The sequence below is a fragment of the Clostridium beijerinckii genome (assembly GCF_036699995.1).
GTDB classification, from domain to species: domain Bacteria; phylum Bacillota; class Clostridia; order Clostridiales; family Clostridiaceae; genus Clostridium; species Clostridium helianthi.
Genome location: NZ_CP144906.1, coordinates 3,393,338 through 3,413,710, shown reverse-complemented (window position 1 = coordinate 3,413,710; position 20,373 = coordinate 3,393,338). Strand labels below are relative to the sequence as shown.

At 29.3% G+C, this 20,373-nt stretch carries 17 protein-coding genes; 14 read left to right on the top strand and 3 right to left on the bottom strand.

Features of this window, described 5'->3' with window-relative positions; translation table 11 throughout:
* The first annotated feature begins 349 nt into the window (after positions 1-349).
* The 3 genes from PZA12_RS15715 (at position 350) to PZA12_RS15705 (ending at position 3,095) form a co-directional block, all read left to right on the top strand.
* On the top strand, positions 350-505 hold the full coding sequence (locus PZA12_RS15715) for a zinc-ribbon domain-containing protein (protein WP_008425645.1): 156 nt from the start codon (positions 350-352) through the stop codon (positions 503-505).
* A gap of 166 nt (positions 506-671) precedes the next feature.
* Positions 672-899 carry a hypothetical protein gene (locus tag PZA12_RS15710; RefSeq protein WP_103698592.1) on the top strand — a complete coding sequence of 76 codons (228 nt, stop codon included), beginning with the start codon at positions 672-674 and terminating at the stop codon, positions 897-899.
* Positions 900-1,616: 717 nt separating this feature from the next.
* Positions 1,617-3,095, top strand: a complete 1,479-nt coding sequence (locus tag PZA12_RS15705) for an Lsa family ABC-F type ribosomal protection protein (RefSeq protein ID WP_103698593.1) — start codon at positions 1,617-1,619, stop codon at positions 3,093-3,095.
* Between the two features lie 64 nt (positions 3,096-3,159).
* On the opposite strand, the gene PZA12_RS15700 is transcribed toward PZA12_RS15705, so the two are convergent.
* Positions 3,160-3,528: a metal-dependent transcriptional regulator gene (locus PZA12_RS15700; protein ID WP_041897547.1), complete on the bottom strand. Its 369-nt coding sequence runs from the start codon at positions 3,526-3,528 to the stop codon at positions 3,160-3,162.
* Between the two features lie 674 nt (positions 3,529-4,202).
* Here PZA12_RS15700 and PZA12_RS15695 point away from each other — a divergent pair.
* From PZA12_RS15695 to PZA12_RS15670, 6 genes are all read left to right on the top strand, one after another.
* On the top strand, positions 4,203-4,496 hold the full coding sequence (locus PZA12_RS15695) for a DUF2325 domain-containing protein (RefSeq protein WP_077840804.1): 294 nt from the start codon (positions 4,203-4,205) through the stop codon (positions 4,494-4,496).
* A gap of 216 nt (positions 4,497-4,712) precedes the next feature.
* Entirely contained in the window at positions 4,713-5,663 is a 951-nt protein-coding gene (locus PZA12_RS15690) for a helix-turn-helix domain-containing protein (RefSeq protein ID WP_181006007.1), read from the top strand.
* 135 nt (positions 5,664-5,798) lie between these two features.
* Entirely contained in the window at positions 5,799-7,649 is a 1,851-nt protein-coding gene (locus PZA12_RS15685; protein ID WP_103698594.1) for an ABC transporter ATP-binding protein, read from the top strand.
* Entirely contained in the window at positions 7,646-9,397 is a 1,752-nt protein-coding gene (locus PZA12_RS15680) for an ABC transporter ATP-binding protein (RefSeq protein WP_103698595.1), read from the top strand. Before PZA12_RS15685 ends, PZA12_RS15680 begins: the two co-directional genes overlap by 4 nt.
* 477 nt (positions 9,398-9,874) lie before the next feature.
* On the top strand, positions 9,875-10,135 hold the full coding sequence (locus tag PZA12_RS15675) for a TfoX/Sxy family protein (protein WP_041897537.1): 261 nt from the start codon (positions 9,875-9,877) through the stop codon (positions 10,133-10,135).
* Positions 10,136-10,160: 25 nt separating this feature from the next.
* Positions 10,161-10,682, top strand: a complete 522-nt coding sequence (locus PZA12_RS15670; RefSeq protein ID WP_103698596.1) for a cysteine hydrolase family protein — start codon at positions 10,161-10,163, stop codon at positions 10,680-10,682.
* An 805-nt stretch (positions 10,683-11,487) separates the two neighbouring features.
* Here PZA12_RS15670 and PZA12_RS15665 read toward each other — a convergent pair.
* Positions 11,488-12,042 carry a nitroreductase family protein gene (locus tag PZA12_RS15665; RefSeq protein ID WP_078116194.1) on the bottom strand — a complete coding sequence of 185 codons (555 nt, stop codon included), beginning with the start codon at positions 12,040-12,042 and terminating at the stop codon, positions 11,488-11,490.
* A gap of 158 nt (positions 12,043-12,200) precedes the next feature.
* Here PZA12_RS15665 and PZA12_RS15660 point away from each other — a divergent pair, with 158 nt between their 5' ends.
* From PZA12_RS15660 to PZA12_RS15650, 3 genes are all read left to right on the top strand, one after another.
* A complete protein-coding gene (locus PZA12_RS15660) occupies positions 12,201-12,554 on the top strand; it encodes a winged helix-turn-helix transcriptional regulator (protein ID WP_078116195.1) in 354 nt (117 codons plus the stop codon).
* 110 nt (positions 12,555-12,664) lie between these two features.
* On the top strand, positions 12,665-13,180 hold the full coding sequence (gene idi, locus PZA12_RS15655) for an isopentenyl-diphosphate Delta-isomerase (protein ID WP_103698597.1): 516 nt from the start codon (positions 12,665-12,667) through the stop codon (positions 13,178-13,180).
* Between the two features lie 418 nt (positions 13,181-13,598).
* A complete protein-coding gene (locus PZA12_RS15650) occupies positions 13,599-14,300 on the top strand; it encodes a DUF421 domain-containing protein (RefSeq protein ID WP_078116197.1) in 702 nt (233 codons plus the stop codon).
* A gap of 186 nt (positions 14,301-14,486) precedes the next feature.
* Here PZA12_RS15650 and PZA12_RS15645 read toward each other — a convergent pair whose 3' ends face one another.
* Positions 14,487-16,085 (bottom strand): ClC family H(+)/Cl(-) exchange transporter, encoded by a 1,599-nt coding sequence (locus PZA12_RS15645; RefSeq protein ID WP_078116198.1) that lies wholly within the window; start codon positions 16,083-16,085, stop codon positions 14,487-14,489.
* A 701-nt stretch (positions 16,086-16,786) separates the two neighbouring features.
* Here PZA12_RS15645 and PZA12_RS15640 point away from each other — a divergent pair.
* Positions 16,787-16,996 (top strand): alpha/beta-type small acid-soluble spore protein, encoded by a 210-nt coding sequence (locus PZA12_RS15640; RefSeq protein ID WP_077842644.1) that lies wholly within the window; start codon positions 16,787-16,789, stop codon positions 16,994-16,996.
* Between the two features lie 274 nt (positions 16,997-17,270).
* The gene (locus PZA12_RS15635) at positions 17,271-20,345 is read left to right on the top strand and encodes a PAS domain-containing hybrid sensor histidine kinase/response regulator (protein WP_103698598.1); all 3,075 of its coding nucleotides are present in this window, start codon (positions 17,271-17,273) and stop codon (positions 20,343-20,345) included.
* Positions 20,346-20,373: the final 28 nt, after the last annotated feature.

Genomic DNA, 20,373 nt, shown 5'->3' with positions numbered 1-20,373 from the left:
ACATAAATCTAGTTTTAAAGTTGGATATCTGTATTTCCATATAAAAACACTATACTTTAAGTAAAATGTAGTGTATACTACAGTAGATTTATGAATGTTTAAAGTGCTAGTTTTGATGTTTATATTAAGAGTTATCTTACAATCTTTTTTTATAATTTAACCATTCATAAATTACAAATATAAAAAAATAAGCAATTAATGAAATAAAAGGTTGCTATTTAAAATTAAAGCTGTTATAATAAATTTTGTAAGAAAAAGAAAAAGGTTTTTTATAGATAGTATGGATTTCTCCTTTTAGAGAATTATATGAATCGATATTAATCTTTAATTTTAGAAGGAGGAATTGAATATGCAAGATAAAACTTTAGTATGTAAAGATTGTGGAAATGAATTTGTTTTCACAACTGGAGAACAAGAATTCTACAAAGAAAAAGGATTTGACAACGAACCAGTTAGATGTCCTGATTGTAGAAGAGCTAGAAAGCAACAAAATAATAGAAGATAGTTTTGATTATTTTAGGAGTTATAAGATTTTCTTGTAACTCTTTTTTGATTCTTTATGAAGTGCCCATGAAGGCAGACGTATTCAGAAAAGTATAATAAAAATAGTTTAATTTTCGCAGGAAATTACAATTAAATCAGTGGCATTGTATCCATTGTAGGTATAAATTATGGAAAAAGCTGATTTAGAAGATCATGTTTTAGAGGAGAATAAAAAAGAAAATGTATTCGCCTATCAGAGGTTGATATGTAAGAAATCTCCAGATCCAAAGTGGTCTGCGATTTTGTTCTATAGTCTGAAAATATTAAAAAATATGTATATTGCAAAAATAATTCTTCATCATAATTCTAAAAATATCACAAGAATTATAGATGTAATTGTGAATTGTGAATTGTGAATTGTGAAATGTGGATTGTGAATTGCAACATATATATATAAAAACAGGTGAGAAAAATGATAAAATAGTTGCTACATTTTAAAGTTTATAGTAATGAATTTTTGCTATAGAGGTTTTTATAATGTGAGGGTTCTTGAGTGGTTAATCCCTAAAAAGCTACTTTCCAAAAATCAGTTAATTTAAAGCGATAATAGAACAAGAAATTTACTTTGTATTTTTGAGAAGTCCTTGAACTTATAAAAAATATATAGGAATATCTTATATTGATTTTTTTTATTTATGGTGGTACAATATCATTAAATTTGAAATTTGAGGTGAAATGATGATTAAATTTTCTTGCTAATTTTTAAAGTGCAATATAATAGAGGAGTGAACGAGTGGACTCTGTTTATTTTGTTGTACATATGCAAGAAAGTTATTCTATTTTCTCTTAATATATATTTTTATGTTATGCTATATAAATTAGCTAAACTATGTGTATTTATGAGCTGTAAGGATAATAATTTCTTGCAGCTCTTATTTTTTTCTAAACTACGATGCGAGGAGGTGAAAAGTATCATGGAAAATAAAGATACAAACCTAACACATGACAATCTTCATATAAAGCCGGATACTTCAAGCGACGTTTATATTTATATGAAGTAGAAGCAGTCGCCTAATTTTCCGACTTTGTTATTTTAGATTAATAATAAACTAATTTCAAAGGAGGACAAATGCATGTCTTTAATAAATGTTACAAACCTTACCTTCTCTTATGATGGTAATTACGATACTATTTTTGAAAATGTTAGTTTCCAGATTGATACTGATTGGAAATTGGGATTTACGGGAAGGAATGGACGAGGAAAGACTACTTTTTTTAATCTTTTACTTGGAAAATACGAATATACTGGAAATATATCAACCAATGTTAATTTTGAATACTTTCCATATGAGGTAGAAGAACAAGAAAATTTTACAATAGATATTATAAAGGAAATTAGCCCAAATTCAATGGATTGGGAAATAATGAAAGAACTATCGATGCTAGATATAGATGGCGATGTTCTATATAGACAATTTAACACTCTATCAAAAGGAGAACAGACCAAGGCATTGTTAGCAGCTATGTTTTTGAAGGAAAATTCATTTCTACTTATTGATGAACCTACAAATCATCTGGATGCTGAAGCTAGAAAAAAACTTAGTAATTATTTAAGAAAAAAGAAAGGATTTATTTTAATTTCACATGATAGGGCCTTTCTAGACAATTGTATTGATCATATTCTCTCAATAAATAAGACCAATATAGAAATACAGAAAGGTGATTTCTCAAGTTGGTGGGAAAATAAAAAGAGACAGGATGGATATGAACTAGCAGAAAATGAAAAACTTAGGAAAGACATTAATCGTTTATCGGAATCTGCTAAGCGAACCAGTGGTTGGTCAAATGAAGTGGAAAAATCGAAAAAAGGAACAACTAACTCTGGCTCTAAGCTTGATAAAGGATATGTTGGTCATAAATCTGCTAAAATGATGAAGCGTTCCAAATCAATTGAAAATAGACGAGAAGCTTCAATTGAAGAAAAATCTAAGCTTTTGAAAAATATTGAAAGCTCAGACAGCTTGAAGATCTCTCAGCTTGCTTATCATAAAAATAAGCTTTTGGAATTCGAAAATGTGTCAATATTTTATGGAGACACAATGGTTTGTAAAGATATAAGCTTTAGTATTGAACAAGGTGAAAGAATATCACTTAAAGGTAAAAACGGAAGTGGAAAATCAAGCATTATCAAGCTTATTTGTGATGAGAATATAAAATATACAGGTACTTTTAGAAAAGGCAGCGGACTAAAAATATCATACGTATCACAGGATACATCTTATCTTAAGGGAAATTTGACTAACTATGCTCTTGAAAACAGCATTGATGAAAGTCTTTTTAAAGCAATTTTGAGAAAGCTAGATTTTTCAAGAGAGCAATTTGAGAAGGATATATCATCCTTTAGTGGTGGGCAAAAGAAAAAAGTACTGATTGCAAAAAGTCTTTGTGAAAAAGCTCACTTGCATATTTGGGATGAACCCCTTAATTTCATTGATGTTATCTCTCGTATGCAGATAGAAGAGTTGTTACTTGAATATTCACCAACACTATTATTTGTAGAGCATGACAGTGAGTTTTGTAAAAATGTTGCAACAAAGATTGTGGAGCTTTAATTAAATCAATTTAAATTTATTAAAGTGGGGAGCAAGGGCTCTCCACTTTTTGCTTATCTATTATTTAAGTATTTTTATTTACATATTTCTTCATAGCCTCAAAACTCTCATTGCTTATAACATGTTCAATTCTACATGCATCTTCAACAGCAATTTTCTCATCTACACCAATAGATTTTAACCAGTTAGAAAGAAAAGTATGCTTTTCATAGACCATATTTGCTATTTCTTTACCCGCGTCAGTAAGAACTATATTTCCATCATCTGTTATAGATATATATTCTTTTTCGCGAAGATTTTTCATAGCAACGCTTACACTGGATTTTTTAAAATTAAGCTCTGTAGCAACATCAATAGAACGGACTGCATGTGATTTTTGGCTTAAAATTAAAATTGTTTCTAAATAGTTTTCGACTGATTCATTTATAGCCATATAAAGACCCTCTTTCAATAAAATCTATATAATGAAATTTAAATTTTAATGAAGTAAGTATATCATAATGCATATTTAACATCAAATTTAGAGGAAGAATAGCATATATGAAAATCATTGTGATGAGAATATAAAATATGCAGGTATTTTTAGAAAAGGCAGCGGACTTAAGATATAATACGCATCACAGGATATATATCATCTGTAATTTTATGAGAAAAGTAATTAATGCACTGGACAATCTTACTAGAATATATTAAACTGATATTAGTTAGTTAAGACTAACTGAAGCTGTTTTATTATCCAGTAGTGCAATTGTTTTGAATTTCTGTGATGATTTTATCATGCATGTTATTGTGAAATAGGGGCACTATATAAATATAATATTGAGTTAGTTGAGACTAACTGTAAATAGAATATTAAGTAATTATAAAATATATGAACTTTAAGATTTTTTAATATATATGTTGAAAAAATAATGCTTCATCACAATTCCAAAAATATTGCAAGAATTTTAGCCGTAATTGCGAATTGTGAAGTGTGTGTTGTGAATTGCAATATATATCATCAAATAAAACATAATAGTTAAATGAAATTATATCTGTGAATTTCTAAAAAGTAAATTCGCTTAAAAATATTATTCTATAGTTATATAAGAGAGGTGGAGAAGAGAAATGAGTATTGTTATAATTGGTGGCCATGATAGAATGGTTTGTGAATACAAAAAAATATGTAAGAATTATAATTGTAAAGCGAAGGTCTTTACTCAAATGCAAAGTAATCTGAAAAAGCAAATTGGAAAGCCTGACCTACTTGTATTGTTCACAAATACTGTATCTCATAAAATGATACAATGCGTGTTATCTAATACTGATACAAATGAAGCTGAATTAATACGATGTCATCAGAGCAGTGGAACTGCCTTAAAAAAAATACTAGAATACAAGTGTTCTAATATTAATAATTAAAGTTTAAAATTTATTTAAAGGAATTGAGAAATATTGTACAACTATTTTAAGTAGCCGTACAATATTTCTTTTTTTATAAAATTCAATTGTGTTTTGGAGCTAAATATAATGTTTTGGGCTTGTAAGAAAAAAATGGAATATAGTATAATTCAGTATAGTTAGTTAAGACTAACTGAGCTGAATTCTTTAAATTATAAAGATAAGAGGTGAATTACTTTGGAGAGAATAGATATCCCAGGGTGTGGTAGTATTTGCATGCATGAAATATTCCCCGGAATTGTACTAAACTATGAAGAGTTTAAGTGTAAAGAGTTATCATTATTCGCAAATGAACAAGTCATGCCAAAAATAAGTGGGGAAATGATTGAAATCGGATATTGCCATGAAGGGCGTATTCAATGTGAATTTGAGGGAGGTGTATGTGTATATATGGGAAGTGGCGATTTGTATGCAGGGCTTATGGGAAAGTATCCTCCAGTTAATACTTTTCCAATGGCAGAGTATAAGGGAATTTCCATATACATTTATATTGATGAAATTTCTAAGTGTTTACCCGAAATTTTAAAAGGGGCCATGATTGACATAAAGACTTTTCAGAAGAGGTTGTTTTCTTCAGAAAAATATTTTGTAAAGGTTGGAAACTGCATTAATTGGGTAGGGGGGAAGATAGAAAGAATTTTTCTTGATTTATTTAGTTTACCCGATTTGCCAGAAGCAGTTATAGAAAGCTATTTAAAGATTAAAGTGTTAGAACTTATTTTGCTTTTAAATGAGAACTGTGCCAATGAAAATGAAACTAAAAATAAATATTATTTAAAAGCACAAACTGAAATTGTAAAAAATGTTCATGATGAGCTTATTAAAAATCCATCAAACAATCTTACACTTAAACAGTTATCAGAAAAATATAATATAAGTCAATCAGGGCTTAGCAATTGTTTTAAGGCTATTTATGGTAAAAGTATTGCAAAATATATAAAGGACTATCGAATAGAGTATGCTGCATCTTTGCTTAGAAAAACTGATGAAACTGTTATGAATATATCAGCAACAGTTGGATATGAAAACCAAAGTAAATTTGCAGCAGCTTTTAAGGAAGTAATTGGGGTAAATCCAACAGAATATAGAAAAGGAGATATGGATGCATTTGAAAATTTAACTTTATAGATTTAAATGGCACAGAAATAATAATCTAAATCACTATTTTATAAAGGAGTGCTGATTTACAGTAAATTGTAAAATGGTACGTATCATAATCAATGTTATTTTGAAGAAATTATGTAGCAGAAAAGAGGAATTTAAATGATTGAAAAGAAAGAAGGACTTTCCAGAATGATGGAGTTCGCTGGAAAGTATAAATTTTTAACTTTGCTGGCATTTGTTTTGTCCGCTATAAGTGCTGTTCTAGCATTAGGACCATTTGTCTGTTTATGGTTTGTAGCAAGAGAGATTATTACGTCACTTCCGAAAGCACCTAATGTTATGGAACTTTCATTTTATGGATGGTGTGCTGTATTTTTAGCTGTAGTAAGTATGTTAATATATTTTATAGCACTTATGTGTTCACATGTTTCTGCATTTAGGATTGCAAGGAACATGAGAATTAAGGCTATTCATCATATAGTAAAACTTCCATTAGGATTTTTTTCAAGCAACAATACTGGGAAGCTCCGAAAGGTTATTGATGATAATGCAGGCTTAACAGAGACATTTTTAGCTCATCAGCTTCCAGATTTAGCAGGAGCGATAGTATCACCAATTGCAATATTTGTTTTACTGTTTATTTTTGATTGGAGACTTGGAGCAGTTTGCCTAATTCCTACAGTAATAGGTGTTCTTTGCTTGAAAAAATTAATGGGGGGAGAAAAAGCAGATTCTATAGAAAAATATCAAAATGCTCTTGAGGAAATGTCCAATGAAGCTGTGGAATATATAAGAGGAATTCCAGTAGTAAAAGTATTTCAACAAACTGTATTTTCTTTTAAGAGTTTCCACGATTCAATTAATAAATATAGTAAATTTGCATCTAGTTATGCTGCTGAGTGTCAGATTCCTATGACTATATTTACAGTAGCTGTCAATGGGGCTTTTGCATTTTTGATACCAGTTGGAATTCTCGTTATTAAAAATACATCAGATTATAAAGGTTTTTTACTTGATTTTATATTTTATGTATTATTTACACCAGTAAGTGTTAATATGTTAACTAAGATAATGAAGATAATGGAAAACATTATGGTGGCTAAGGAGGCAGTTAAAAGGATTGATGCTATTTTGGATGAAAAGCCTTTAAAAGAGCCAGAAGATCCACAAAAAATAAATGGAAGAAGAGTTTCATTTGAACATGTTACGTTCACTTATCCAGGAAATACGTCGCCTACAGTAGATGATATAAGTTTTACTATTAATGAAGGTGAAACTATAGCATTAGTAGGGGCATCAGGTGGTGGAAAAAGTACGGTAGCAAGCTTAATACCAAGATTTTTCGATGTTAATAATGGGAATGTTAAAATAGATGGTGTTGATGTTCGTGATGTTTTAAAAAAGGATTTAATGGACAAAGTTTCTTTTGTATTTCAAAATACAAGGCTCTTAAAAGCAAGTATCTTAGAAAATATTAGAATAGCCAAACCAAAATCAACCATAGATGAGGTGCTTGAAGCAGTTAGACAAGCACAATGTACAGATATTATAGAAAAATTTCCAGAAGGCATTAATACGGTAATTGGTGGAAAAGGAATATATTTATCTGGTGGAGAGTGTCAGAGAATAGCTTTGGCTAGGGCTATATTAAAAGATTCACCTATTGTAATACTAGACGAGGCCACAGCATTTGCAGATCCTGAGAATGAGAGTCAAATACAAAAGGCTTTCGAAAAACTTACTAAAGGAAAAACAGTGCTTATGATAGCTCATAGATTATCTACTATATGTGGAGCAGATAAAATATTAGTTATGTCAGATGGAAGGATAAAAGAACAAGGAAAGCATGAAGAATTATTAAAAAATGGCGGTATGTATGCTCATATGTGGAAAGAGTACTGCAAATCTATTTCATGGAAAGTAACAAAGAAATTAGATGAGAATAACGATAGCTCTTTTAAGAAAAGCAAGAGGTTAGGTAAAGGTAATGATAAGGAGGTTCTTATATGATTAATATTCTATGTGATAAATTTGCATTGACCAAGCAAGGCGCAAAAGATTTGCTACAAGGAATACTTTTTAGTACACTGGCAGATATCGCTTTGATGATTCCAGTGGGACTAGTTGTTATGGTTATTAGAGATATGTTAGCTCCAATTACAGATGGTATAAACATTAATTTACAACTGTCCAAATATATTATAATGATTCTTATAACATTAGTTATATTGTTTGCTGTAAATTGGATGCAATATAAATCTTCATTTATTGCAGTTTATGGTGAAAGTGCTAACAGAAGAATAAATTTAGCCGAAAGATTAAGAAAGCTTCCTCTATCTTTTTTTGGAAGGAGAGACTTATCTGATTTAACAAATTCAATTATGGTAGATTGTACAGATTTAGAGCATGTATTCTCGCATGCAATACCGCAGTTTATTGGTGCTATTGTATCTACAATACTTGTTGGAATAGGAATGTTGATTTTTGATTGGCGTATTGGAATTGCACTTTTGTGGGTAGCGCCTATATCGTTTTTAATCGTCATTTGCTCGAAGAAACTGCAAAATAAATTTAGCATAAAAAACATCGCTGCGAAACGAAAAGTTGCTGATGGAATACAGGAATGCCTAGAGACTATAAAGGATTTAAAAGCTTATAATCAAGAAAAAGAATATCTTTTAAAGTTAGATGATATTATAGATAATGCTGAAAAGATACAAGTTAGAAATGAGCTTACTACAGGAATTATGGTAGTTAGCGGACAGATGCTTCTAAAAGTTGGCTTTGCCACAGTAATTTTAATAGGTGGAAATCTTCTTGCAAAAGGAAAGACGGATTTATTTATATATTTAGTATTTTTGATTGCTGCTTCAAGATTTTATGATCCAATTTGCGATTCCTTAATGAATCTTGCAGATATATTTTCATCAAGCCTTAAAATAGAAAGAATGCAGAAGATGCAAGATCATCCAGTTCAACTTGGATCAGAGATATGCAAAACAAATGGGTATGATATAATTTTCAATCACGTAGCATTTTCATATGACAATAAAAACAACGAAAAAGTTTTAAAAGACGTATCCTTTACTGCGAAGCAGGGACAAATAACTGCTTTAGTAGGTTTATCAGGGGGTGGAAAAAGTACAGCAGCAAAGTTGGCTGCAAGATTTTGGGATGTCACTGAAGGAAGCATAACTCTTGGTGGAGTAAATATAAATTCTGTGGATCCAGAAGTGCTTCTTAAAAATTATTCTATAGTATTTCAAGATGTCATACTATTTAATGATACAATTATGAACAATATTCGTTTAGGAAAACGTAATGCAACAGATAAAGAAGTAATAGCAGCAGCTAAGGCGGCATGCTGTGATGAGTTTATAAAAAGGATGCCAGAGGGATATAATACGGTGATAGGAGAAAATGGTTCAACTTTATCAGGAGGAGAGCGTCAAAGAATTTCTATTGCAAGAGCCTTGTTAAAAAATGCTCCTGTAAGTTTATTAGATGAAGCAACAGCCTCTCTTGATGTGGAAAATGAGACAAAGATACAAGAGGCACTTTCAAACCTTATTAAAGATAAAACAGTACTTGTTATTGCTCATAGAATGCGAACAATATCAGGTGCAGATAAGATAGTTGTATTAAACGATGGATATGTAACAGAGCAAGGAACCCCATCAGAATTATTAAAACAAAATGGAATTTATGCCAAGATGGTAGAATTGCAGCAGGAAAGTTCAAAGTGGAAGATAAAATAAAATTCTTTTAAGGTAGTTATTAATATAGATATCCGTGATAGTTTACAGAAATTATAAATATGGTAATATTCTAAACAATATACATTCTTAAGAATATTAGAATTTATATTCTAATACATGGGATAAATTGATAATTTACTTAATTGATGAAGGGGAATCGAGCTGTAACAGGTAAAATTCTCTTTCTTTTTTATTCTCTAGGAGTCTATATTGAAGTGAAATCAGCAGATATTGTGGTGAGTGTATAAATTACGAAAAGAAGGAACTAGAAGGTTACATCTTAAGAGAAAATATATTTAGTTTCTAAATTTTTCTAATGTGGTTCAAAAAAGCAGATTCAAAAAATATGTGAGGCCGGTTATAAAATCAGATGAAATATGTTAAGCTTTTTGATATACTTAAAAATAGAAAAAATCACCTAGGTTTCTTTAAAATGTATTTGATTTTTATTAATCAGATTTGAGAGGAAGTTTTATCATGGGAGAATTATCAAAGCTACCTAATATCGGCAAAGAAGTGGAAAGGCAATTGAATCAAGTAGGGATATTTACTTATGATGAATTAAAAGCAATTGGAGCAGAGCAGGCATGGCTTAAGATACAAGAAATTGATCCTTCTGCATGTATCCATAGGTTGCTGGCACTGGAAGGTGCAATTCATTGTATTAAGAAAACAGAGCTATCACAGAAACGTAAAGAAGATCTAAAAGATTTTTATAATTGGAATAAAGGAAAGTAGTAATTTATAAAAGGAGAATAAAAAAATGGTTTTATTAGTAGTTGATACACAAAAATTAATAACAAACGAAAGATTATATAACTTTAATGCATTTGTATCGAATGTAGAAAAAATAATTAGTGAAGCAAGGAAAAATGATATTGAAGTAATATATATACGTCATGATGATGGACCTGGGAGCGAGTTAACAAAAGGAACTGACGGATTTGAAGTGTATGAGAAATTTCAGCCAATTAATGACGAAAAAATATTTGATAAAAAAGTAAATAGTGCTTTTAAAGGGACAGGCTTATTAGAATATTTAATGGATAAAGACGAAAAAGATATAATAATTGTAGGAATTCAAACAGATCTATGTGTCGACGCAACTATAAAATGTGGATTTGAGCATGGCTTCAATATGATAGTCCCTGCTTATGCAAACACAACTGTTGACAATAAATTCATGTCAGCAGAACAAACATATAAATACTACAATGAATTTATATGGGATGGAAGATATGCAGAATATATTTCGATGGATGAAACTATTAGAAGAATGAGCTAAATGCAAATCTTATTATTCTTGAATCAGGAAAGCATTTTATCGATCGTGATGGGTATACTAAATTTCCTGTTTTATTAAATGAAATTAAGAAATTAATTGACGTATAGAATATACCTTATTAGAAAGAAGAAACATTTTTATGCAGCAGGCATTGAAAATGAGCTGTTAAAGGCTCTTAATTGTAGGTTGTTAAACTAATGCTTGTTACAATGAAATTGGGAGCAAGCTTTAGTGGGGAAACCTGCAATTTAGAACTTTCAGTGAAATTTTCATAGTCCTGTGAAATAACAATGTTTCTTCTTTCTGTAAAGTATTGCATAAGTCCAAGTTAGATAAATAATCTAAGAATTAGACTTATTATATGAATATATTTACAAAGTTGCTAAAACTTTAATTTAATATCTTCACTAGAAATCATAAATATATTTGTGGAGAAAACATTTGAAAATGAGCTGCTAAAGGTTCTTAAGAAGAGAACCCAAATCTTTGATTTGGTGAGAATCGCTTACTCAGTAAACGAACGTGAGTCGAGTTTCCGCTAACGGTTGTTCCATTTTAGCTTGTGAAGTGAGAGTCCAAAATTTTATTTTGGGTTCTCGAACTTCCTCAGCGAATGTAATGAGTCGAGCTTCCCTTGGAAAGTTGGAGCATGCTAAATTGGATACAACCTGCTGCTTAGAACCTTCAGCGATATTTTCATAGCTTTTCGGAACAAAATATTTATGATTTCGGTGAGTTATATGCATAAGTTCAGGTATTAGGTGGGTTATCTATAAATACAGATATTTATGGAATGATTTAACCATTATCGTATATAATTCACTACATTTAATTTTCTCTTAGGAGCAATTAATTCTTTGTTTAATGACTTGTATCCTAGAGCAACACCATAATAGGCTTCATATCCTTCTGGAATACCGAGTTTTTTGGCTTCATCTTCTGATTTTAAGAAAAATGTTATGAGGCCAATCCAAACAGAGCCAATGTTTAAGCTTTCTGCTGCTAAAAGCATATTTTGTATTGCTGCGGAGCAATCAACTTTTGGAGAAAGTGCATTTTTATTACCAGATACAATTATTAAGGTTGGAGCATCGTATATTAAATTAACCTTGGGATTTGCCCCCATATTTTTAATCCAGCTGATTTCTGATTGAGCCATTAACTCTTTTGATTTATCATTGATATGTTTTAATATTTCTTTGTTTTGAATAACAGTAAAATGCCATGGCTGATCATTATGACCAGAAGGCGCATATATCCCAGATTCGATAATTAAATCCAAATCTTCTTGTGTTATTTGTGTAGGTAAATATGTTCTTACACTTCTTCTATTTCTTATAGTTTTCAAAACTTCATTCATATAATATCTTCCTTCCTTATTGGTTTTATAAAATAATAGCATTAATAGAATTATCATAAAAGTACGCACAAATTTGATATGTGATATCAAAAATGATACCATTAAGGTAATTAAATAGAAGATAGATTGTTACAAAAATGTGTTAGGAGAATAAATTAATGTCAAAATCAATTGATTTAGAGTCGGATTGCCCTATGAATTTAACTATAAATATACTTAGCGGGAAGTGGAAAATAGCAATTCTTTGGCATTTGTCGAGAGGAACTATTAGATTCAATGAATTACAAAGATTATTAACTAATATTACTCAGAAAACATTGACAATGCAGTTAAGAGAATTAGAAAGAGATGGGATAATTTACAGAGAAGTTTATCCAGAATCACCACCAAGAGTAGAATATGGACTTACATGCATTGGAGAAAGCATGAAGCCAATTCTAAGTGCAATGTGTGAATGGGGAAAAGGCTATAAAAAATTAATAAATGAAGACAATAGTGTTAGCTTATTATAGCAAATTCATATATTGGTTAATGGAAGATGCTTTTTTACCTATATTGCGAATACAATTATTTTAATGATGTAAGTTTTGATTATATTAGTTTAAATGGAAGGGGAAATTAAATGGCAGAATATATAATAGCTGTAGATGAGTTTGATAAAGAAATAGGTTCGATTGAAAAAATGGAGGCTCACCTCAAAGGAACATTGCATAGAGCTTTTTCTATATTAGTATTTAATTCCAAAAATCAATTGTTATTACAGAAAAGGAATTTGGAAAAATATCATTCGCCTGGCCTCTGGACAAATACGTGCTGTAGTCATCCAAGATACGGTGAAAGTTTACATGATGCGATTTATAGAAGGCTTAGGGAAGAAATGGGATTTACATGTGAACTTGAAGAAGTATTTAGTTTTATTTATAAAGTAAAACTTGAATATGATCTTTTTGAAAATGAATATGATCATGTATTTATCGGGAAATATGATGGAGAAGTGATTGTAAATAAAGATGAAGTAGATGATTTTAAGTGGGTTGATATTAATGAGGTTAAAAAGGATGTTATAGAAAAGCCAGAATTATATACTTATTGGTTTAGATACTTAGTTAATAAGGCAGAAAACAAAATATTTAAATAAGTAAGAATTTGATCTAAATAAAGATTTAGAAATTAATAGTTTAAAATATCTAAGCATATATTTTAAAGTTAATCTAGAGAGTGTAGAAAAGTGCAACAGTTAATTAATTATAAGTAAAGAGGATGTCTCAAAATGATTAAAAATCATCTTGGATGTCCTTTTCTTGTTGTAATTTAAAAGAGTTTAATAAAAGTCTTTTAAATTACTTTTTTTCATATTAAAGAAAAATATTATATCAATACAATTTACAGATTAAAGATTAAGCTAGTATCAAACCTTAAATGTTAATTTTAAAGAGGATTTTTAAGTGATAGATTCTATTTTTTAACACATACTAACTTAGTATTACTATGGATTACAAAGCTTCTATAAGAATGCAAATGAATCATATTTAGACTATTGTTAGGAGGAAATAAAAATGGACTATTCTATAGTTAATGTAATTTTGAGAAGTATTGCTGTTTATGCACTAGCACTGATATTAGCAAGGATCATGGGAAGGAAAATTATTTCTCACATGACACTTTTTGATTTCATTGTAGGTATGTCAATGGGATCATTAGTTGCAAATGCTATGATAGGATCAGAAAGTACATTTTTATCATCAATTATAGCACTAATAGTTATATCAACATTAAGTATTGGAAGTGCATATCTAGATACTAAAAGTTTTAAAATAAGAAAGCTAGCTAATTCAGAACCAGTAACTGTAGTTGAAAATGGAAATATTGTTGAGGAAAATATGAAAAATATGAAGTTAACAGTCAATGAATTAATGATGAAGATGAGAGAAAAGAATGCATTCAGTTTAGCAGATGTGGAATTTGCGATAATGGAAACTGATGGGGAGTTATCTGTGCTCCCCAAAGCCGATAAAAAGCCTCTTACTCCATCCCAAATGAACATTAAAACTACAAGTGAAGGACTTATGAAAGATGTAATAATTGATGGAGAAATAATAAGAGAAAATTTAAAAAGTGCAGGAGTGAATGAAAATTGGATTCATAAGGAGTTGAAAAAGCAAAAGATTGAAGATATTAATGATGTATTTTATGCAGGGATATATGCTAATGAAAAGCTTCATGTATCAAAGAGAAATAAGAATGAAAACCATGGGTAATATGGAATTGAATAATTTAAGGAATAAATAAGTTGAGATTTTTATATTTAAAAAACCTCAACTTATTGTGTTTTTGATTTAAATAAGACGACATTGTTAATAGTATTTAATAATTAATTTAAAAGAAATAATTATCTTATTGACTTGAACTTCTAAATAAAACATAGTGTAGATTAAAAATAAATTTTATTGATTAATGGACTTTTGTATTTCGTTACATTCAGTCATGGTTATTAAGGTATCACTTATTTTAGTAACTTTATCTTCGTTTGTAAGTACAATTAGATAGTCACCAGGTAAAATAGTAGTGTCTCCCTTAGGTATTATCTCATCTTCACCACGTTTAACTGCAACTAGCAAGCAATAAGAGGGCCATTTTACTTCTTTAATCTGCTTGCTATCTAAATTTGATCCCATACATACTGGGAATTCTAATATAGATTTATTCTTCTTGTTACCTATAGAAATATGTTCACCTATATCTTGCAGAAATTTTTCGAGCAATGCTTCATAAACAGGTTTTGATGCTAAAATATCAGCAACTATATATGCAGCAATAGAGACTACAGCTAAAGAAAGCAAATGATTAAAAGAACCTGTCATCTCAGTAATTAATATGATTCCAGTTAAAGGTGATTTTACTACAGCTGTGAAATACCCAGCCATTGCAAGAATTACAAACTGAGAGATATAAATATCATTAACATGTGCAAAATGTACTAATATAATCCCATATATATTACCTATTAAAGCTCCAATAGTAAGTAGTGGAAGAAAAATTCCGCCAGGGGCTCCTGATCCGAAACTTGCCATTGTAAATAAAAACTTTACTATAAGGATAATGATTAAAATCATCAAGGGTGATTTTTCAGTAATAAGTGAGCTTATAAGTTCATGTCCGCCACCTAAAACTTGTGGCAATAAAAGTCCTAGGAAAACTGAAATTAATAGAGGTATTATTACTCGAAATTCTTTTTTAAGCCATCTTTGTTTTATATATAGACTTTGAGTTTTTAAAAGGAGTTTATTAAAAAGAACACCTAGGAGTCCTAAAATAATACCCAATAATATTATATAAAAATAAAATTTCAGAGGTATTGAATCTAATTTCTTAAAGTCAAAAACAGGTTTTAATCCAAAGAATTCACTAGCTATAAAATCAGCTGATAATGCAGAAGATAGAGCTGAAAGTAAAACTAAAGGTGAAAAGTTTTTATGAACTTCTTCTAATGCAAACATTGCTCCTGCTAAAGGTGCATTAAATGCAGCAGCTAATCCAGCACTAGCTCCACTTGTAATAAGGTATTTTTCTTCAATCTTTATTCGCCTAAATACTTTACTAAAGCCTTGTCCAACTGCAGCTCCTAATTGAACAGATGGACCTTCTCTTCCTAATGAGAGACCAGAACCTATGGAAAGAACTCCACCTAAAAATTTTCCAAGTATAACTTTCCACCATGTCATATCAAGTTCTCTAAGCAAAACTCCTTCTACCTGAGGTATACCGCTTCCACTGATCATTGGCTCATATTTAACCATCAATCCAACAATATAGCCTATAACTATTAGTGCTAAAATCCATGGAAGTGCAAGTATATAATTTGATGATATACTTTTATAAATATAATTTAAAAGAATTCCTGCTTTTTCAAGTGCATATCGATATAGTACAATCAATAGGCCAGCAGTAATACCTATCCCAATACCTTCAACAACAAGTCTTAATCTAAAACTATGCCAATGAAATAAAGTTTTATAGGTATTTGTTTTATGTTTTAATTCCATTATTATGCCTCCAATATTGTCATGTCTCAAAAGTATATTGTATTAAAGTATTTAATACTACAACGTATATTATGTTAGCATATATATACTAATATGTTAATAGGAAAACCTTATTTATGGATTTTGTTATATATATATTGGATATATATTGATACTAGTCTAATTAAGATTAGTTTATATTAAGTTTTGAAAAAGAAGAATTTAAGATGACCTAATTATAGATAAACAATTTAAGAATTTCATTTACACTTTGCAATAAATACAATACTAGAAAGCAGAAACATTTTTATGCAACAGGCATTGAATATGAGCTGTTAAAGGCCCTTAAGTAGTGAACCCGAATCTTTGATTCGGTGTGAATCACTTACTCAGCGAACGTATGTGAGTCGAGTTTCCGCTAACGGTTGTTCCATTAATGCTTGTCACAATGAAATTGGGAGCAAGCATTAGTGGTGAAACCTGCAATTTAGAGCCTTCAGCGATATTTTCATAGCTTTTCGGAATCAAAATATTTATGATTTCGGTGGATTATTGCATAAATCTAAGTTATAAATATCAATTTAATTCTTCAATAGGGAAAAATATTTAATACAAGCTATCAGTACTATTTTTACTAGTATTTTAATAGATTATAATTTGTCATAATGGTTAATATATTAATGCCAAACAAAATTTATATTAATTAAGGGAGGTTGATGCATATGTCATCAAATAACAGTGGAAGAAATAGAACATTAGTACCAGAAGCAAAGGCAGGATTAAACAGATTAAAAGCTGAGGTTGCTTCAGAAGTTGGATTAAATAATTATGAAAACATTGATAAAGGAAACCTTTCTTCAAGACAAAATGGATATGTTGGTGGTTATATGGTAAAGCATATGATCGAAGATTACGAACAAGGTCTTAAGTAATAACTATAAGACTAAGATCGTGAAAATAACTCTTTAGAAATTTAATAAGATTACGAAAAGCTAGTAGAACTATTTATATAATTAATTGTTCTACTGGCTTTTTTGTGATTTCAGAGTTATTAACGTGTTAAATGGGTTATTGTTATTATTTTATTAATAATAGTATAGATGATATAATGAATTAAATGTATTCTATTTGAAGAATTTATATTTTATATGCATTATGGAAATTTCATACATGTTATAAGAATTTATATTTACGGAGGAAGAATCAATGCCACTTAATAGTAAAAGAAATCCAAAACCATCTATTACTATTTCAAATGAGATAGTGATTAAAGTAAGCGAAGAATTTGTTGATTTAACAGGGTATTACAAGGAAGAACTATTAGGAAAATCATATAAAGAACTTAGTAAAACATTGAAAACTAATTTTTTTGATAAATTTGAAAGTATTAGTGATGAAATGAGTGTCTACATATTCACTAAGTCACTTGAACCAAGAGAAGTGATTATTTCTAAGAAGATAGATCACGACAAAACGGATATATTATATTTTTTCCATGAAAAAGAGAATTCACGTATTGAAAATAAGTTCCTATATGCAGAACAGTTATGTTTTGATAATAAATATGGAATTGCAATTTATTCTGCGCCAGATATAACTTTGTTAAAAGCTAATGAAAAATATATTAACTATATGGATGAACCATTTAATATGAAAGAGAATTGCATTGGTAAATCAATAGAAGAAATAGCTAAAGATTTTAAGGAAGATAAAATAAGGGAAAAATGGATAAGTGTTATAAAAACAGGTAAGACGTGCTATGTAAAATATTTTATGAGTGATAGACATGGAACAGGAGTAACATATTTTGATTCAGCAATAGTACCAATATATGAAGAGGGGAAAGTAAAATATTATATTGAGAATCGTATTGATGTAACAGATAGAATAAGAAATAAGATGGTTATTGAAGCTCAAGCTGCTGAAATTGAGAGAAGGGATAAAAAAATCGAGGCTATAATGGATTTAGCAGATGAGCAGATAAGCATCTTTGATAAAAGTGGAAGGTTAATTAAAATAAGCAAAGTTATCTTGGAATTATTTCAAGCAAATAAAATAAGCAATATAAATGATATAAAAGATGAAATAATGATTTTTGATGTAAATAAAAATAGAATTGAATTTGAAAAGAGTAAGTTTAGTTATATAGAAAAAGGAAAGGAAATAAATAATTATAGAGTAATAATAGGAACTAGAAATTTCGAGAAACATGTTGTTATTAGTGGCAAGCCTATATTTGATAGAAAAGGAAATTTTGAAAGATATGTTTTAATAATTGACGATATAACGGAAGAGGTACAAGCAAAGATTATAGAAGAGCAAAAGAATAAATTAGAAGCTATAATTAGAAATATGTCCGAGGGATTGTTTACAATTGACAAAGAAGGTAATATTAATATTCTAAATTCCAGTGCAAAAGACTTTTTTTATAATATTGGATTAGCAAACAAAATTAGTGAAAATTTGTTAAAAGTGAAATTCTACGATTCCAATGATAATATAATCAAACCAGAAAATTTGCCTAGCTATCGAGTACTAAAGGGTGAAAAGATTAATGAATATAGAATGACGCTTAAGAGAAAGGGATTAGAATATCACTTTAATGTAAGTGGCAGTCCTCTATATGATGAAGATGGAGATATAGTAAAGGCGCTATTATGCACTCGAAATGTTACTGAACAGGTTAATAGCAATACAATTATAAAGATGCAAAAAAAGCAATTAGAAGCTGTCATTGAAAATATTTCTGATGCAATTTACATTGCAGATAAGGAAGGTAAAATAATTTTGATGAATGCAGAAGGAAGAAGTCTTCTTTCTGATTATTATGCCGTAAAGAATGCAGAAGATTTTAACATAACTAAGCAAGCTTTTGATACATCAGGGAATGAAATCCATGTAGAGAATTTGTCTTTAAAATGCGCATTACGAGGCGAAAAAATAAAAAATAAAACAGTTATAATTAAGCGCTTAGATAAAGAACTAACTATTAGAGTAAATTCTACTCCTATATATGACACAAGTGGAAATTTAATTATGGCTTTAGCTTGTTATCATGATATTACAGATCTAGCTGAAAAAGAAAAAATCATTGTTGAAAAATATAGACAATTGGAAGTATTAAAGGAAGAAGCTGAAATTGCTAATAAAATAAAGTCATTATTCTTAGACAATATGAGCCATGAAATACGGACTCCGATGAATGGCATTTTTGGAACAATTCAGCTTCTTGAAAAAACACCTATGAGTGAGGAGCAAAGTAAGTATATAAAACTGCTAAAAAACTCTGGAAATAAACTATTAACAATTATAAATAATATTTTAGATATTTCAAAAATAGAGGCCGGTATACATAAATTAAATGATGGTAAATTTGCTTTAAAAAAAATAACAGATGATATTTATACAAATCTATTGGAATCAGGAAATTCTAAAGGATTAGAAATAAGATATTATTTTGATCCAAATGCAGAATTTATAGCAATTGGAGATGAACTAAAGTTAAAACAAATATTAGATAATTTAATTAGTAATGCGGTAAAATTTACGGAAAAAGGATATATATCCTTTAGGGTAACGAAAGTATCTTCAGATAATGACTATGTAAAAATTAAATTTACAATAGCAGATACAGGGATAGGAATAGACGAAAGATTTAAGAGTAAAATTTTTGGCATATTTAGTCAAGGTGATATATCTGTAAATAAGAAATATACAGGAACTGGTCTAGGATTATCTATATCTAAGCAGCTTGCTATGATGATGAATGGAAATATAAGCTTTGAAAGCACACTAGGAGAAGGGTCTACATTTATGTTTACATGTAGTTTTAAAAAAAGTGATTATTATGAAAAGAATATAGAGGTAATGAACGATAATAAAATTAGCGAAGATGATAAGATAAATAATTTATGGATGAATAAAGCTATACTTTGTATTGAAACTAATTCAATTGACAAAGAAGTTATGGAGAGTATAGTGGAGAGAAGAGGCTGTAAATATATCCATGCACATAATATAAGCGAGGCGTTGAAAATCCTAAATTGTAACTATGTAGACTTAATATTGCTAGATATGAAATTAAATAAATTAGAAGATTTTGAAAAAATTAAGGAAATGAGAATATCAAGAGTAAAAGGAAAAAATATTCCTATAATCGGAATGTCTTCATATACCATTATTGAAAATAGAGAGATACTTATGAATCTAGGGATTGATCATTGCATATCAAAACCATTTAATGTTGAAGAAATTTATAACATCTTCGAAATTTATTTATGAGAATGAAAGAGTGTGTTATAAAAATAAT